Genomic DNA, 15,042 nt, shown 5'->3' with positions numbered 1-15,042 from the left:
CGCACCCCAGCTACCACCGAGGAACGTGACATGGACGAGAACACCCGCTACCAGGTGCTGCGCAACGACGAGGAGCAGTACTCGCTCTGGCCGGCCGACATCGAGGTACCCGCGGGCTGGCAGAGCGTCGGCAAGGAGGGCACCGAGGCCGAGTGCATGGCCTACGTCGACGAAGTCTGGACCGACATGCGCCCGCGCAGCCTGCGCGAGCGCATGGCCGACAGCGAGTCCTGACCCGCCACCCGACCGGGGGCGCCGGCCGCACAACGCCGGCCCGGCGCCCCCGCCCCCTCTCACCACCCGCTCCCTGCCAGCGCCACGGCGCCCACCCCGATCGGAGCCCGCCATGACCCCCGCCCTGCGCACCGAGCGCCTCGACTTCATCCCCTACCGGCCCGAGGACGAGGACGCCTTCGTCGCACTGCTGCGCATCGAGGAGGTGTGCCACTGGATGGGCCAGGAACGCGCCCCCGAGTCGGAGCTGCGCGTGCTGTTCCGCGCGATCCGGACGGACGTGTACCCCAAGGACCTGTTCGACGTGTGGGGCCTGTGGCACGACGGGAGATACGCGGGCCACGCGGAGCTGAAGAAGACCGGAAACGTCGACGGCCACGAACTGATCACCGCCCTCGCCCCCGAGTTCTGGGGCCGGGGACTGGGCAGCGAGGCCGTCCGCGGCCTGCTGCGCCACGCCGCGGAGCACCTCGGACTCAAGGAGGCCTACGGGATGGTGGGTGCGGAGAACACCGCGAGTCTGGAGATGTGCCGCCGTCTGGGTTTCCGGCACCTGCGCGACGTCGTCGGCGAGGACGGCTCGGTGACGAAGCTCCTGGCCGTCTCCACGGAGGAACCGACGTGACGCCACCGGTCACCCGGGACGCCGTCCACGACCACGCCGGCGTAGGCGCATCGGTCGGAGACCGGCACGGCGGCTGCCCAGCCGAGCACCTGGCCGGTGGCATCGAGGGCGACCAGGCGGTGTCCGGTGAGCCGGGAGGCGTCGAACGCCTCCCAGCTGGGGGCGGTGGCCTCGAAGGTGGCGTCGCCGCCGTCGATCCCGTGCTGGTAGATCGTCGGCACCTGATCAGCGTGCTCGGGCAGCATCGCCGTGATGGTCACGGCGGCGTTCATGCTGCGGCCTCGATGCCGAGCTCGGCGAGCAGGCCGCGGATGCGCTGCTCGATCTGATCGCGGATCGGGCGCACGGCGTCGACGCCCTGGCCTGCCGGGTCATCCAGCTTCCAGTCCAGGTACCGCGTGCCGGGGAAGTACGGGCAGGCGTCGCCGCAGCCCATGGTGATCACCACGTCGGAGGCCTGCACCGCCTCGGCGGTCAGCACCTTCGGCACTTCGGCGGAGATGTCGATGCCGACCTCCGCCAGCGCCTCGACCACGGCCGGGTTCACCGTGTCGGCAGGGGCGGATCCGGCGGAGCGGACCTCGACGCGATGGCCGCCGAGGCGGGTGAGGAACGCGGCGGCCATCTGCGAGCGGCCGGCGTTGTGGACGCAGACGAACAGTACCGACGGGACGGCAGGAGAGCTCACGGGTTCTTCCTTCGACAGGAGCGGCGGGGCGGGGTTCAGCGGCCGGCGGCGGCCGGGTGGTGCACGTCGTACGGGACCACGGCGTCCTCGGCGGTAGCCGCGACGGGGCGGCCGAACAGGACGGCGGCCAAGGCGACGCCGACCACCAGGCCGACGAGCTGGGCGGCGACGAACGGCAGCACCGAGGGCGGGGCGATCCCGGCGAAGGTCTCGGTGAACGCCCGGCCGACCGTGACGGCCGGGTTGGCGAACGACGTGCTGGAGGTGAACCAGTACGCGGCGCCGATGTAGGAGGCGACCGCGACCGGGGCGAAGTGCGCCCGGCCGGCCCGGGCCAGACCGAAGACCAGCAGGATGAGGCCGGCGGTCGCCACGACCTCGCCCAGCCACAGATGCGGGGCCCAGCGGTCGTGGGTGGACCAGCGCACCAGCGGCTGCGCGAACATCGCGTCCGCCAGCACCGCCCCGCAGATCGCCCCGGCGATCTGCGCTGGCAGGTAGGCGGCGACCTCGCGCAGGCCCGGGCCCTCCCCGCCGCGGCGTCCGGTCCACCAGGCGGCCAGGGTGACAGCAGGGTTGAAGTGGGCCCCGGAGACGGGGCCGAGCAGGGCGATCAGCACGCCGAGACCGAACACGGTGGCCAGCGAGTTGGCCAGCAGCCGCACGCCCACGTCCTGGGACAGCTGGGTGGCCTGGATGCCGGAGCCGACCACGACCGCGACCAGGGCGCCGGTGCCGACGAACTCGACCGCGGCCCGGCGCCCGAGCGGAGCCACCTCGGTCATCTCGTGCCTCCTGCCGTCTGGGCGGCCGTGCCTGCCGGAGTCCGGAGCAGGGCGGACAGCTTGGCCAGCGCGGCGGGCAGCACCCAGTAGTAGACCCAGGTTCCACGCCGCTCGGAGCCGACCAGCCCGGCCTCGCGCAGCACCTTCAGGTGGTGGGAGATGGTGGGCTGGGAGACGTCGAAGGGGCCGGTCAGGTCGCAGACGCAGGCCTCTCCGCCCTCGTGCGAGGCGATCAGGGAGAGCAGCCGCAGCCGCACCGGGTCCGACAGGGCCTTGAACATCTTCGCCAGGTCCATGGCGGCTTCCTCGCCCAAGGGCTCGCGGACCATCGGCGAGCAGCACGCCGCCGCGTCGTCCTGGCCGAGCACCGGCAGTTCCAGATTCGACATACGTCTATGTTGACAGTCATCTATCCGGAGAGGCAAGCTCACTGTATCGACAGACGTCGAAACAAGACCTCGGATCGGGGAACCGCCATGTCCCGTGTTCAGCTCGCCCTGCGCGTCGCCGACCTCGAAGGCTCCATCGCCTTCTACTCCAGACTCTTCGGCACCGAGCCGGCCAAGCGCCGCCCCGGCTACGCGAACTTCGCCATCACCGAGCCCCCGCTCAAGCTCGTTCTCATCGAGGGCGAGGCCGGCGAGGACACCCGCCTGGACCACCTCGGGGTCGAGGTCGAGTCCACCGAGCAGGTGGCCGCGGCGACCAGCCGGCTCAAGGACGCGGGCCTGGCCACCTTCGAGGAGAACGACACCTCCTGCTGCTACGCGCTCCAGGACAAGACGTGGGTGCACGGCCCCGGCAAGGAGCCGTGGGAGGTCTACGTCGTGAAGGCCGACGCGGACACCCTTGGCAAGAGCGCCGACAGTGCGCCGGAGGCTTGCTGCGGCACCACCGCCTGCTGCACCCCCGTCGAACAGGCCGTCGACCCCACCCAGAGCCCGGCCGAGGCGAAGACCGCCGCAGGCTGCGCGTGCGGCGGCTGACCGGCCCCGCCCCAGCTGTTCGGTGATTGATCTGCTGCGGTCATTGGGTCCGCCGACCAGGGGTCGGCGGACCCGCCGACATGTTCGCCAACCTTCCCCAGATCCTTGGACAGTGCGCAGGCCGCCTGCGGGCGGGGGCGGCCCACCGGCGTTCACTTCGACCGGACCCACGCCACCCGCGCACTGGCGGGCTCCGACATCGCCTGCCCCCCGATCGACCGAGCCGTCATCGACCGCTACCTCGCCTACTCCACCGGAATCAGGACACCTGCCCCGCCCTCAGCCGCATCGGGAGGGGCCCGATGCCCAGGGCCATGCGGGGTTTTGCGGTGATCTGGTGTCCGGGTTCGGGGTGGAATTGCCACCGGCTGGTGAGGTGGGCGAGGACGAGGCCGTTGCCGACGAACGCGCGGGCCTTCTCCCAGGCGAGGCCGCCCTTCGAGGAAGCTCCTGGGGATCCTCGCGATCTTCTCCACCTGATGAGTGCCGGATGGACTCTCAGCCCCGCCGCCGACCTCGCCGCCATCCCAGGATTCCGCCTCGCCGTCCGCGCCGAGAACCTTGAGGCCTGCGTCTACCCGCTGTGCGCCGGCGACTGCTCCTGGGCCGTCCGGTCCCTGCCCCGGTGGCCCGCGGCGATCTACGGCGGCCTCGACAGCCGCCGACGCTGCCTCCGGCGCGCCAGGGTCAGGAGGGCCACGCCACCCCTCACGTGCCAGGTCGAGCACCGGGCTTCTCCCCTCGGGAACGGGACCAGGGACAGGGACAGGGACAGAGACGGAATCACGAGCGCCACGACGAAGACGAAGGCGCATGCGGACACGAACCCGATCGGGTCGACGCCGCCGCGCCCGCAGGCCTGCGTGGCGGCACCGAACAGCGTCCGCGAGCGGCCGCAGCGGGCCTGCGGAGACCGTCGGAGTTTCTTCCGCTCCGAGAGCTAATAACTCCGCCAGGCCCCCCGACAAGGCCGAATGCCCTCGTGACGCACGCCCGCCATCGCTCGGACACCGGCCGCAACGGGACGCAACACCGCCGCAACTCCGCTGACCAGCAGGCAGAACGGCGATTGACAGCAGGCCTCGGCGTTCAGCACGATGAGCGCCGAGCCCACTCGCAGCACGCCGGAAGGAGGGCCGATGACCGACGTACTCCGGGTCCCGTGCCCTGCCTGTCCCCGCCCCTGCCGTGGCCACGGCCGCAGCCGCTGTTGTCGCTGAACGCCCGCTCCCGCCCGGGGCCGTGCTGAGCCCGTACCGCTGATCCGGTAGAGCCCGGCGCCCGCCCCCAGGCAAGGCGCCCACCGACCGTGCGCCCGTCGGACAGCCGTCCGCCACGGCCGCACACCCGGCGCCGCCCGCACTCCCTGCACGGCACCGCACGGCACCGCACGGCACCGCGCTGCACCTGCGTGCGCCGCGCCGCCCTGTGCCGTCCCTCCCTGCGCCGCGTTCCGGATCCGGTCCGCGCCACGCCGGCCGGTCCTGCCGCACGCCCGCCCTGCCCCACACCGGCGCGGCCGGCCGGCATCTCCTTGCCGGTTCGTTCCTTCGCCGTCCCGTCCCCCCTCCCCGCGAAAGCCGAGGTTCCGCCATGACCACCGCCCTCACCGAGCTCCGCATCACCCCGGTCGCCGGCCGGATCGGCGCGATCGTGCACGACGTCCGGCTCGGCGGCGACCTGCCCGCCGAGACCGTCGCTGCCGTCGAGGCCGCGCTGTACGAGCACAAGGTGCTGTTCTTCCGCGGCCAGAACCACCTGGACGACGCCGAACACGAGGCGTTCGCCCGCCTGTTGGGCCAGCCGGTCGGCCACCCGACGGTGCCCAGCGCGGACGGCCGGTACATCTTCGAGCTGGACGCCACCAAGGGGGTGCGCGCCAACAACTGGCACACCGACGTCACCTTCGTCCCGTCCTACCCGAAGGCCTCGATCCTCCGCTCGCTGGAACTCCCGCCGGCCGGCGGCTCCACCGTCTGGGCCAACACCGTCGCCGCCTACCAGGACCTGCCGGAGCCGCTGAAGGTGCTGGCGGAGAGCCTGCGGGCGGTTCACACCAACGACTACGACTACGCGGCGAGCCTGGCCCTGCGGCCCGAGCTGGCCGACAACGCGGAGATCGCCAAGCTGTTCCGCCAGGTGTTCGTCTCGACCGCGTTCAAGACCGAGCACCCGCTGGTCCGCGTGCACCCGGTGACCGGCGAGAAGACGCTGCTGCTCGGCGCGTTCGCGCAGCGCATCGTGGGCGTGTCGGGGGCCGACAGCCGCGCCCTGATCGACCTCTTCCAGCGGTACGTCGAGCGGCTGGAGAACACCGTGCGCTGGGAGTGGCAGGTCGGCGACGTGGCGGTCTGGGACAACCGCGCCACCCAGCACTACGCCGTCAACGACTACGGCGATGAGCCGCGCCTGGTCCGCCGGATCACCCTGGACGGCGACCTGCCGGTGGGCGTGGACGGCACCCCGAGCCGTCTGCTGGAGCCGACCGAGCCGCCCAAGGTGGCCGGTCTCGTCCCGGCCGAGGAGCTGGAGGCCTCCCTCCCGGCATGAGCCGACCGGCCCGGGCCCGGGCCGTCCCCCGGGGCCCGGGCCACCACCCGCAGGCCGGCGCCCCGCAACCCCGTAGCCCCGCAGCCCGAAAGGCACCCGCGATGTCCGACACGCTCCCGCACCCCGCCCTCCGCCCCGCGGACGACCGGCGGACCGGCGACGAGCGCCGTATCGGGGACGAGCGGCGGACCGGCGACGACCGCCGTATCGGGGACGAGCGGCGGACCGGCGACGAGCGCCGTATCGGGGACGACCGGCGGGATGTCAACGCCGCCACCGTGCTGCGGACCGTGCTCGACCGCGGGCCGATCGCCCGCAGCCGGGTCGCCGCACTCACCGGGCTGAGCGCCTCCGCGGTGTCCCGGCAGGTGGTGGACCTCACCCGGATCGGACTGCTCTGCGAGCGGCCCGAGTTGACCGGCGGCGGGGCGGGCACGGTCGGGCGGCCGCAGCTGCCGGTGGACGTCGACACCGGCCGACTGGCGGTGGCGGGGCTGCACATCGGAGTGCCGTACACCACCTTCTCCCTGCTGGACCTGCGCGGAAACGTGCTCCGCCGACAGGAGTTGAGCAACCGCGGCCGTACCGGGCAAGCCGTGCTGGGGCCACTGCTGGAGCGGCTGCCCCGGCTGCTCGCCCAGGTGCCGGGTGGCCGGACGGTGGTCGGGCTGGGCGCCGTCACCGGTGGCACGGTCGATCCGGACCGCGGCATGACCGTCCGGCATGATCCGCTCCGATGGAAGGACATGCCGCTCGGCGAGCTGCTCTCCCGGGCCTCCGGACTGCCGGTGCGGGTGGACAACCACGCCCGGGCGCTCACCCAGGCGGAGATCCTCTTCGGGCACCCGGCCGCCCGCCGCTCCATGGTGCACCTCTTCGTCGGGCACGTGGTGGACGCGGCGCTCGCGGTGGCCGGCGTGGTGCACCTGGGCCCCGCCTCGGCCACCGGCGACGTCGCCCACCTGCCGGTGCCGGGCGACGACACGCTCTGCCACTGCGGCCGGACCGGCTGTCTGGCGGCCGCCGCCTCGGACACCACGCTCTTCGAGGCGGCGGCCGCGGACGGGATCACCTCCCGGCCCGACCGGGCCGAGCTGATCGCCGCCGTGCAGGCCGGGGACCGGCGGGCCGACCTCCTGGTCCGCCGCCGGGCCGCGATCGTCGGCCGGGCCCTCGCCCTGCTGGCGGACGTGGTCAATCCCGACCTGCTGGTGCTCACCGAGACCTTCGCGGTACTCGATCCGGTCTACCTGGACGTGGTCCGGGCCGAGTTCGCGCTCCGCTCGCACCTGCGCCGGGACGCGGACCTGCTGATCGCCCAGCGGCGCGGGGCCGACGCGCTCGCCGTGGCGGCCGGCGCCGCCGTCCTGGGCGTGCTGTACGCCCGGCCGCTCCAGGCGACGGCGCCCGCCCCGGCGCCGCCCGCCGGCCCCGGCCGGCTGCTCTGACCGGACGACCCCGCCACCCCACGACCCGGCACCCCCCGCCGCCCAACACCCCAGCCCCACCCCCACCCCTCCCACTCGCCCGCCCGACCACCCCGTCGAAGGACCCGTTATGACCGCGTTCACCACTTCCTCCGCCCCCGGCGTCTCCCGCCGGGCCCTGCTCCGCGGAGGCCTCGCCGGCGCCGGCCTGCTGACGCTGGCGGCCTGCCGTTCGGCCGCGGACACCGCCACCTCCGCCGCGAGCGGATCGGCGGGCCCGCGCCGGGGCGGCGTCCTCACGGTGGGCGCCGGTGTCGACTTCACCCCGAGCCTGCTCTTCGCCCAGAGTGCCAACACCCTCGTCCAGCGCCTGGTCTTCAACACCCTGACCAGGTACGACGACCGGCTCCAGCCGCAGCCCGAGCTGGCCACCTCCTGGCAGGTGGCGGCGGACGGTACCGGGGTCACGCTGAAGCTGCGCGAGGACGTGCTCTTCCACAGCGGCCGCAAGTTCACCGCGGACGACGTGGTGTTCGCCGTCAAGAACCTCCAGAACCCGGCCCGCTCGGCCCAGTTGCGGTCCACCGCCGCGGCCGTCACGGACTTCCGGAAGAACGGCGACTTCGAGCTGACCCTCGTCCTCGCCCACCCGGTGAGCAACCTCTTCGACCTCTTCGAGTTCATGATCATCCCGGATTCGGTCAGCGTCGAGGAGGCCGTCGCCGGCACCAAACTGATCGGCACCGGCCCGTTCACGCTCACCGACCGAAAGCCCGGCAGCTCCATCACCTTCGCCCGCAACGAGAAGTACTGGAACCCCGGCCGGCCCTACCTGGACGGCGTGGAGATCCGGATCGTCCCGCAGGCGGAGTCCCTGCTGTCCTCGCTCAGGACCGGCCAGACCCAGCTGTCCTACTCCGTGCGCGGCAAGGACGTGGCCACCCTCAAGGACGACCCGCAGTTCCACATCAAGCAGTACGACACCGGCGCCGGCGCCTACTACATCGGCGCCAACCTCACCGGCGAGCACGTGGGCGACAAGCGCGTCCGGCAGGCCATCGCCTGGGCGGTGGACCGCGAGCGGCTCGTCCAGCAGGCCCTCGGCGGGTACGGCACCGTCTCCTCCGCCCCCTGGCCCAAGTCCTCGCCCGCTTACAGCGAGGCCAACGCCACCCGCTACAGCCACAACCCGGACAAGGCGCGGGCGCTGCTCAAGGACGCGGGCCTCGACAGCATCACCCTGCCGTTCGCGCACTCCAACGAGCCCGGCTCCACCGCCGTCGCCCAGATCCTGCAGTACGACCTCAAGCAGGTCGGCATCGAGACGGTGCTCCAGCCCACCGATTCCCCCACCATGCAGAAGCAGCTCATCTCCCAGACCATGCCCGCCCTCTGGACGCTCAGCCACGGCTTCGCCCAGCTGCACCCGGCCACCCTGGCGGTCAGCGCCTACCCGTTCAACGAGGCGAAGAACAGCTCGCGCTTCAGCTCGCCCGCCTACACGGACGTCGTCCAGAAGGCCTGGAACCGGCCGGACAGCGACGGCGCCGAGGCCAAGGCGCTCTACCAGCAGATCACCGACGTGCTGCTGGACGAGGAGTTCGTCATCGACCTCGCCATCGCCGGCCTGGTCGAGGTCGCCGGCGGCAAGGCCCGCGGCGCCGACCTCAACAAGTTCGGCTACCTCAACCTCGACGACGCCTACCTGACGGCCTGACCGATGCGCACCTTCCTCGTCAAACGGCTGCCCTCGGGGCTGCTCGTCCTCGTCCTCGCCTCCTTCCTGGTCTTCCTCATCCTCCGGCTGATCCCCGGCGACCCGGCCACCTCGCTGGCCGGGCCCGACGCCGGCCCGGAGGCCGTCGCCGCCGTCCGCGGCCGGCTCGGCCTCGACCGACCGTTGCCCACCCAGTACGTCAGCTGGCTCGGCCACCTCGTCACCGGGGATCTCGGGCCCAGCTACGCGATCGGCGGGCAGGTCGCCGACCTGATCGGCAACGGCCTCGGTGCCACCGTCCAACTCACCCTCGGCGCCCTGCTGCTGGTGATCCTGATCGCCCTCCCGCTGGGTGTGCTCGGCGCGACCACCCGGCGCCGGCCGGTCGCCGCCGCCGTCCGCGCCTTCACCACCGCGGTCCTCGCCGTGCCCCCGTTCGTCACCGGCGTCCTGCTGGTGCTGCTCTTCGCGGTCACCCTCGGGCTGCTGCCGGCCGGCGGCCACGAGTCGCTGCTCGACCAGCCCGACCTCGCCGTCCAGTACCTGTTGATGCCGGCCGTCTGCCTGGCCCTGCCGAGCGCCGCCGTGCTCGCCCGCTACCTCAAGGACGGCATGGAGCGCGCGCTCGCCGAGGACTACGTCCGCACCGCCACCGCGCTCGGCGTCTCCCGCCGGCGGATCGTCTGGCAGCACGCCCTGCCCAACGCGCTGCCGCCCGCGATCACCGTGCTCGGCCTGCAGATCGGCCAACTCATCGCCGGCGCCGTCCTGGTGGAGCGGATCTTCGCCTGGCCCGGCCTCGGCCAGCTGATCGAACAGGGCGTGATCCGCCGCGACTACCCCGTCGTGCAGGACCTCCTGCTACTGATCGTCGCCGTCTACGTCACCGTCCAGCTGCTCACCGACCTGGTGTACGCGTGGCTGGACCCCCGGATCCGGTGGGAGTGAAACCGATGACCGTCCTCACGGCCGACCGGCCGAAGTCCCCCGGCGCCCGCCGCCACAACCGCTACCTGGCCGGGCTGCTGACCGGGCGCGGCCTCACCGGCCTGGTCCTGGTCGGCGTGATCGCCCTGGCCGCCCTCACCGCGCCGCTGCTCACCGACCTCGACCCGAACGCCCAGAGCGCGCTGGCCCTGGCCGGGCCGAGCGCCGCCCACCCCTTCGGCACCGACGACCTGGGCCGCGACCTCTTCAGCCGGGTGCTGCACGGCACCGGCACCGACCTCGCGATCACCTTCGCCGCGGTGCCGGCCGGCGCCCTGCTGGGCTGCTCCTTCGCCCTGCTCGCGGCCTCGTCCCGGGTGGCCGACCTCGCCGTCCAGCGCGTCTTCGACCTGCTGCTCGCCTTCCCCGGGATCATCCTGGCCCTGGCCGTCACGGCCGTCCTCGGCCCCGGCCGCTGGCCGGTCCTGATCGTCATCGCGCTCGCCGAGATCCCGGGCTTCGGCCGCCAGTTGCGGGCCGGCATCCTCGTCCAGCGGGAGCGCGAGTACGCCCTGGCCGCCCGGGTCGGCGGAGCCTCCCGGCTCCGGGTGCTGCTGCGCCACGTCGTCCCCAACGCGGCCGACCCGCTGATCGTGCAGACCGCCGTCGCGCTCTCCATCGGCGTCTTCATCGAGGGCGCGATGAGCTTCCTCGGCCTCGGCGTCCGGCCGCCGGAGCCCACCCTCGGCTCGATCCTCAGCCAGTCCGTCGCCTACCTCTCCACCCAGCCCACGTTCGCGGCCGCCCCGCTGGCCGCCACCACCGCCCTGGTCCTCGGCTTCACCCTGATCGCCGAGGCGCTGAACAAGGGAGTGCGCCGATGAGCCGCCCGGCGAGCCACCCGGAGCACGGCCCCGCCAGCCGCCCGGGGAGCAGTCCCGGGAGGAGCCCGGTGCTCCGGGTCCGCGACCTCACCGTCGAGTTCGGCGGCGCGGGGGAGGGAGCCGGAGCCGCCACCGGCCGGGGGGTCGGCGCCGTCCCCGGGGTCCGCGCCGTTGACGGGGTCGGCTTCGAGCTGGCGGCCGGGGAGACGCTCGGGCTGGTCGGCGAGTCCGGCTCCGGCAAGTCGACCACCGCGCTGGCCCTGCTGCGGATGCTGCCGCCGGGCGGCCGGATCACCGGCGGTTCGGTCGAGCTCGACGGCCAGGACCTCGCCGTGCTGCCCGAGCCGGCCCTGCGCGAGCTGCGCGGACGGCGGATCGCGATGATCTTCCAGGATCCGATGTCCTCGCTGAACCCGGTGCTCACCGTGGGCAAGCAGCTGGACGAGGCCCTGCGGGCGCACGGCACGGCGGACCGCACCGCACGGGCCGCCCGGGCGGTCGAGCTGCTCGGCCTGGTCGGCATCCCCGACGCCGCCGGCCGGCTGCGCGACCACCCGCACCAGTTCTCCGGCGGCCAGCGCCAGCGGATCATGATCGCGCTCGCCCTCGCCCACGACGCCGAGGTGCTCGTCGCCGACGAACCGACCACCGCACTCGACCCGACCGTCCAGCAGCAGATCCTCCGGCTGCTGGCCCGGATCAACCGGGAGACCGGCACCGCCCTCGTGGTGATCAGCCACGACCTCGGCGTGATCGCCCGGACGTGCCGCCGGATCCTGGTGATGCGGGAAGGCCGGGTGGTCGAGCAGGGCCGGACGGCCGAGGTGCTCGCGGCGCCCCGGCACCCGTACACCAAGGAGCTGCTGGCCGCCGTGCCACGGCTGGATGCCCCCTCCGAGGCCGCCGCCAACAGCACCCCGGGCCCCGAACCGCTGCTCACCGTCAGCGGGGTGGGCAAGACGTACGGGCCGCGCCGACGGGCCGTCACCGCGCTGGACGGCGTCGACCTCGTCCTGCACCCCGGCGAGACGCTCGGGCTGGTCGGCGAGTCCGGCTCCGGCAAGTCGACGCTGGCCCGCGCGCTGGTCCAGGTGCACGCCCCCTCGGCCGGCACCATCCGGTTCCGCGGCGAGGAGTTCGGCCGCGGCGGCGGTGCCGCCGCCCGCCGCGAGGTGCAGATGGTCTTCCAGGACCCGTACGCCTCGCTCAACCCCCGGATGACGGCCGGGCAGATCATCGCCGAACCGCTGATCGCCCACGGGCTCGGCGACCGGGCGACCCGGGAGAAGCGGGTCGCCGAACTGCTCCGGCAGGTCGGGCTGGATCCGGCCACGGCCGACCGGTACCCGCGCGCCTTCTCCGGCGGCCAGCGCCAGCGGATCGGCATCGCCCGGGCGCTGGCGCCCGAGCCGAGCGTGCTGATCTGCGACGAGCCGGTCTCCGCACTGGACGTCTCGGTGCAGGCGCAGGTGATCGAGCTGCTCGCCCGGCTCCAGCGCGAGCTCGGGCTCGCCATCCTCTTCATCGCCCACGACCTCGCGGTGGTCCGGCAGGTGAGCCACCGGATCGCGGTGATGCACCGCGGCCGGATCGTCGAGACCGGCCCGGCCGACCGCGTCGTCACCGCGCCCGAACACCCGTACACCGCCGAACTCCTGGCCGCCGTCCCCCGGCTGGAGTCCGCCCCGCAGCTCGCCCCGCACCTCACCCCCCGGAGCCCCGTATGACCAGCACCCCGGACCCGCACCGCCCCGCCGCGGACGCCCGCCCCGCCGCGGTCGGCACCGGCACCGCCGCCGACACCGCCGCCGACCCGCACCGCCGCGACCCCTACGCCGGGTTCCCCGGCACCGTCGGCCGCACCTTCGGCGTCTCCACCCCCGCCTGGCCGGAGCCGGTCCGCCCGCGCGAGGGCGCGCCCAACATCGTCGTCGTCCTGATCGACGACATGGGGTACAGCGACATCGGCCCGTTCGGCTCCGAGATCCCCACGCCCACCCTGGACGGGCTCGCGGCGACCGGCGTCAAGCTGGCCAACTACCACACCATGCCGCTCTGCTCTCCCGCCCGCGCCGCCCTCCTCACCGGCCTCAACCCGCACCGGGTCGGCTACTCCTTCGTCGCCAACGCCGACCCCGGGTTCCCCGGCTACGGCATGGAGGTCGCCGGGGACATCCCCACCCTCGCCGAGCTGCTGCACGACCGGGGCTACGCCACCTACGCCGTCGGCAAGTGGCACCTCACCCGGGACTCCGCCTCCAACGCGGCCGACAACCGCGCCAACTGGCCGCTGCAGAAAGGCTTCGACCAGTACTACGGCGTGCTGGAGGGCCTCACCAGCCTGTTCCACCCGCACCAACTCGTCCGCGACAACAGCCCGCTGGACATCGACGAGTTCCCCGAGGGCTACTACTACACCGACGACATCACCGACCAGGCGATCGCCATGGTGAAGTCGCTGCGGGCGCACGACGCCGAGAAGCCGTTCCTGCTCTACCTGGCGCACAACGCGGTGCACGGCCCGCTCCAGGCCAAGCCGGCCGACCTCGCCCGGCACAAGGGCCGGTACGACGGCGGCTGGGACGAGCTGCGCGCCGCCCGGTTCGCCCGCCAGCTCGCCGGCGGTCACTTCCCGCCCGGAACCGAGCTGCCCGAGCGCAACGGCGAAGCCGGTCACGATGTCGGCCCGTGGGACGAACTCACCGACGTCCAGAAGAAGGTGTACGCCCGCTACATGGAGGTGTACGCCGCCATGGTCGACAACGTCGACCAGAACCTCGGCCGGCTCACCGACACCCTCGCCGCGCTCGGCGAACTCGACAACACCATCATCGTGTTCACCTCCGACAACGGCGGCACCGGCGAGGGCGGCGCGGAGGGCACCCGCAGCTACTTCAGCCGCTTCGTCCACCACCCGAACCTGCCCGAGGACTGGAACCCCGACGTGGAGCGGGAGATCGAGCTGATCGGCGGCCCGCAGTCCCTCGTCCACTACCCGCGCGGCTGGGGCATGGCCTCCAACACGCCGTTCCGCTTCTACAAGGGCCAGACCTACGCGGGCGGCGTCCGGGTGCCGTTCGTGCTCTCCTGGCCGGCCGGGCTGCCCCGCGCCGAAGCTGACGGCGGGGTCCGCGCGCAGTACCAGTACGTCACCGACATCCTGCCCACCCTGCTCGAACTCGCTGGTGTCGAAAGGCCGTCGGAGCGCGGCGGGCAACCGGTGCAGTCGCTCGACGGCATCAGCTTCGCCCCCGTGCTGCGCACGCCCGGCGCGCCGTCCACCCACCCCGAGCAGTACTGCGAGATGACCGGCAACCGCAGCTACTACCGCGACGGCTGGAAGCTGGTCACCCTGCACCGGTTCGGCGCGCCGTACGACGACAGCGAGTGGGCCCTGTACGACCTGCGCACCGACCCGACCGAGATCCACGACGTCGCCGCCGACCACCCGGAACTGGTCAAGGAGTTGGCCGCCGCGTGGGAGGCCGCCGCCTGGCGCAACGGCGTGTTCCCGCTGGCCGACGGCAGCGGCGCCCTCGCCCTGCGCGGCCCCGAGGCCGACCGCCTCCGCCGGCCGGTCACCCTGCTGGCCGGCACCCCCGAGCTGGAGCGCTACCGCTCCTCCCGCCTGATCTCCTTCCGCTCCTTCGCCGTCGAGGTCGAGCTGACCGCCCACGGCGCGGACGACCGGGGCGTCCTGGTCTCGCACGGCGACCAGGGCGGCGGCTACAGCCTCTACGTCGAGGACGGCCGGCTGCACTTCGCCTACAACCAGTACGGCGAGCTCTTCGAGGCCGACGGCGGCCCGCTCGCGCCGGGCGCCCGCCGGATCACCCTGGAGGCCACGGCCGTGGCCGACCTCAAGTGGGAGTTCCGCATCCTGGTGGACGGCGCGGAGGGCGGCCGGCTCGGCCCGGTGCACCAACTGATCGGCATGGCACCGTTCCAGGGCATCAGCGTCGGGATCGACCGCAAGTCCCCGGTCTCCTGGCCGGTGTACGAACGGCACCGCTCCTTCCGCTACACCGGCAGGCTGCACGCCGTCACCTACCTGCCCGGTGAGCCGGCGCCGTACGACCCCGAGACGGTCGTCCGGGCGCTGCGGGAGGCGGCGGCCGCCTTCGAGTAGACCGCCCGGCCCGGCCGGTAGGGGCGCGTCCGGGAGCGGCCCCGGCGGCCACCGGGTCATACCGGAGTACTACGGCGGAGTCCGGTCCCC

Annotated in this window: 13 protein-coding genes and 1 pseudogene; 10 read left to right on the top strand and 4 right to left on the bottom strand. The window is 73.4% G+C overall.

Features of this window, described 5'->3' with window-relative positions:
* The first annotated feature begins 30 nt into the window (after positions 1-30).
* A complete protein-coding gene (locus ABZ497_RS24830; RefSeq protein ID WP_352291321.1) occupies positions 31-234 on the top strand; it encodes an MbtH family protein in 204 nt (67 codons plus the stop codon).
* A 112-nt stretch (positions 235-346) separates the two neighbouring features.
* Entirely contained in the window at positions 347-859 is a 513-nt protein-coding gene (locus tag ABZ497_RS24825) for a GNAT family N-acetyltransferase (protein ID WP_359808347.1), read from the top strand.
* 29 nt (positions 860-888) lie between these two features.
* Here ABZ497_RS24825 and ABZ497_RS24820 read toward each other — a convergent pair.
* The 4 genes and pseudogenes from ABZ497_RS24820 to ABZ497_RS24805 all read right to left on the bottom strand — a co-directional run.
* Positions 889-1,131 (bottom strand): annotated as a pseudogene (locus ABZ497_RS24820) (N-acetyltransferase); the annotation flags it as partial.
* Positions 1,128-1,547, bottom strand: coding sequence for an arsenate reductase ArsC (locus ABZ497_RS24815; RefSeq protein ID WP_359808345.1), 420 nt, complete (start codon positions 1,545-1,547; stop codon positions 1,128-1,130). The pseudogene ABZ497_RS24820 and the gene ABZ497_RS24815, both read right to left, overlap by 4 nt.
* Positions 1,548-1,582: 35 nt before the next feature.
* A complete protein-coding gene (locus ABZ497_RS24810) occupies positions 1,583-2,332 on the bottom strand; it encodes an MIP/aquaporin family protein (protein WP_359808344.1) in 750 nt (249 codons plus the stop codon).
* The gene (locus ABZ497_RS24805; protein WP_359808342.1) at positions 2,329-2,721 is read right to left on the bottom strand and encodes a metalloregulator ArsR/SmtB family transcription factor; all 393 of its coding nucleotides are present in this window, start codon (positions 2,719-2,721) and stop codon (positions 2,329-2,331) included. The genes ABZ497_RS24810 and ABZ497_RS24805 overlap by 4 nt, the downstream gene beginning before the upstream one ends.
* A gap of 87 nt (positions 2,722-2,808) precedes the next feature.
* Between ABZ497_RS24805 and ABZ497_RS24800 the strand changes: the two genes are divergently transcribed.
* From ABZ497_RS24800 to ABZ497_RS24765, 8 genes are all read left to right on the top strand, one after another.
* Complete coding sequence (locus ABZ497_RS24800; RefSeq protein ID WP_359808340.1) at positions 2,809-3,318, top strand: ArsI/CadI family heavy metal resistance metalloenzyme; 510 nt, start codon at positions 2,809-2,811, stop codon at positions 3,316-3,318.
* Positions 3,319-4,911: 1,593 nt separating this feature from the next.
* The gene (locus tag ABZ497_RS24795; RefSeq protein ID WP_359808338.1) at positions 4,912-5,868 is read left to right on the top strand and encodes a TauD/TfdA family dioxygenase; all 957 of its coding nucleotides are present in this window, start codon (positions 4,912-4,914) and stop codon (positions 5,866-5,868) included.
* Between the two features lie 101 nt (positions 5,869-5,969).
* A complete protein-coding gene (locus ABZ497_RS24790; protein ID WP_359808336.1) occupies positions 5,970-7,316 on the top strand; it encodes an ROK family protein in 1,347 nt (448 codons plus the stop codon).
* 109 nt (positions 7,317-7,425) lie between these two features.
* The gene (locus ABZ497_RS24785) at positions 7,426-9,012 is read left to right on the top strand and encodes an ABC transporter substrate-binding protein (protein WP_359808335.1); all 1,587 of its coding nucleotides are present in this window, start codon (positions 7,426-7,428) and stop codon (positions 9,010-9,012) included.
* Between the two features lie 3 nt (positions 9,013-9,015).
* Positions 9,016-9,960: an ABC transporter permease gene (locus ABZ497_RS24780; protein WP_359808333.1), complete on the top strand. Its 945-nt coding sequence runs from the start codon at positions 9,016-9,018 to the stop codon at positions 9,958-9,960.
* Positions 9,961-9,965: 5 nt separating this feature from the next.
* Positions 9,966-10,823, top strand: coding sequence for an ABC transporter permease (locus tag ABZ497_RS24775; RefSeq protein WP_359808331.1), 858 nt, complete (start codon positions 9,966-9,968; stop codon positions 10,821-10,823).
* Entirely contained in the window at positions 10,820-12,550 is a 1,731-nt protein-coding gene (locus tag ABZ497_RS24770; protein WP_359808329.1) for an ABC transporter ATP-binding protein, read from the top strand. Before ABZ497_RS24775 ends, ABZ497_RS24770 begins: the two co-directional genes overlap by 4 nt.
* Positions 12,547-14,952 carry an arylsulfatase gene (locus ABZ497_RS24765; RefSeq protein ID WP_359808327.1) on the top strand — a complete coding sequence of 802 codons (2,406 nt, stop codon included), beginning with the start codon at positions 12,547-12,549 and terminating at the stop codon, positions 14,950-14,952. Before ABZ497_RS24770 ends, ABZ497_RS24765 begins: the two co-directional genes overlap by 4 nt.
* The last annotated feature ends 90 nt before the right edge of the window (positions 14,953-15,042 follow it).

Source organism: Kitasatospora sp. NPDC005751 (assembly GCF_040630835.1).
GTDB lineage: Bacteria > Actinomycetota > Actinomycetes > Streptomycetales > Streptomycetaceae > Kitasatospora.
This window is presented reverse-complemented; position numbering and strand designations above follow the sequence as displayed.

Coding starts and splice junctions, on each gene's coding strand:
- ABZ497_RS24800 (WP_359808340.1), top strand. CDS start 2,809: ATGTCCCGTGTTCAGCTCGCCCTGCGCGTCGCCGACCTCGAAGGCTCC.
- ABZ497_RS24805 (WP_359808342.1), bottom strand. CDS start 2,721: ATGTCGAATCTGGAACTGCCGGTGCTCGGCCAGGACGACGCGGCGGCG.
- ABZ497_RS24795 (WP_359808338.1), top strand. CDS start 4,912: ATGACCACCGCCCTCACCGAGCTCCGCATCACCCCGGTCGCCGGCCGG.
- ABZ497_RS24775 (WP_359808331.1), top strand. CDS start 9,966: ATGACCGTCCTCACGGCCGACCGGCCGAAGTCCCCCGGCGCCCGCCGC.
- ABZ497_RS24810 (WP_359808344.1), bottom strand. CDS start 2,332: ATGACCGAGGTGGCTCCGCTCGGGCGCCGGGCCGCGGTCGAGTTCGTC.
- ABZ497_RS24830 (WP_352291321.1), top strand. CDS start 31: ATGGACGAGAACACCCGCTACCAGGTGCTGCGCAACGACGAGGAGCAG.
- ABZ497_RS24780 (WP_359808333.1), top strand. CDS start 9,016: ATGCGCACCTTCCTCGTCAAACGGCTGCCCTCGGGGCTGCTCGTCCTC.
- ABZ497_RS24770 (WP_359808329.1), top strand. CDS start 10,820: ATGAGCCGCCCGGCGAGCCACCCGGAGCACGGCCCCGCCAGCCGCCCG.
- ABZ497_RS24825 (WP_359808347.1), top strand. CDS start 347: ATGACCCCCGCCCTGCGCACCGAGCGCCTCGACTTCATCCCCTACCGG.
- ABZ497_RS24765 (WP_359808327.1), top strand. CDS start 12,547: ATGACCAGCACCCCGGACCCGCACCGCCCCGCCGCGGACGCCCGCCCC.
- ABZ497_RS24790 (WP_359808336.1), top strand. CDS start 5,970: ATGTCCGACACGCTCCCGCACCCCGCCCTCCGCCCCGCGGACGACCGG.
- ABZ497_RS24785 (WP_359808335.1), top strand. CDS start 7,426: ATGACCGCGTTCACCACTTCCTCCGCCCCCGGCGTCTCCCGCCGGGCC.